This window comes from Mycobacterium montefiorense (genome assembly GCF_003112775.1).
Classification (GTDB): domain Bacteria; phylum Actinomycetota; class Actinomycetes; order Mycobacteriales; family Mycobacteriaceae; genus Mycobacterium; species Mycobacterium montefiorense.
In genome coordinates, this window is sequence record NZ_BFCH01000015.1 from 1 (window position 1) to 542 (window position 542).

The 542-nt window shown below is 62.0% G+C and carries 1 protein-coding gene; it reads left to right on the plus strand.

Features of this window, described 5'->3' with window-relative positions; genetic code table 11:
* The coding region (locus DB708_RS09705) for an AMP-binding protein (RefSeq protein WP_133250995.1) at positions 1-542 on the plus strand (542 nt) is incomplete at both ends.

Consider the following 542-nt stretch of genomic DNA (forward strand, 5'->3'; position numbering starts at 1 on the left):
ACCACAGCGCTCACCGAGCGCCTTACTGGTCTGGCTGGCCGTGATCTGTGGGTCATTGATGTTGAGGACCCGGCGATCACGACCCAACCCACCACCGCGGTGGTGCCCGGTCCTGATCCTGACGATATTGCGTACATCATTTACACCTCGGGCACCACCGGCACCCCTAAAGGTGTTGCTGTCACCCACCACAACGTGCTTCAACTGCTGGAATCACTGCACGTCGGTCTACCAACAGGACCTGGGCAGGTGTGGTCGCAGTGCCATTCCTATAGCTTCGACTCCTCGGTGTGGGAGATCTGGGGGGCCCTACTCCATGGTGGGCGGGTAGTGGTGGTGCCCGATGAGGTGACGCGTTCACCGCAGGATTTCCACGCGTTGTTGGTCGATGAGCGAGTCAGTGTGCTCACTCAGACACCGTCGGCGGTCGCGGCGTTGTCGGCGCAGGGTTTGGAATCGGTGGCGTTGGTGATCGCTGGTGAAGCCTGCCCGCCTGAGGTGGTGGATCGGTGGGCGCCTGGCCGGGTGATGGTCAACGCCTA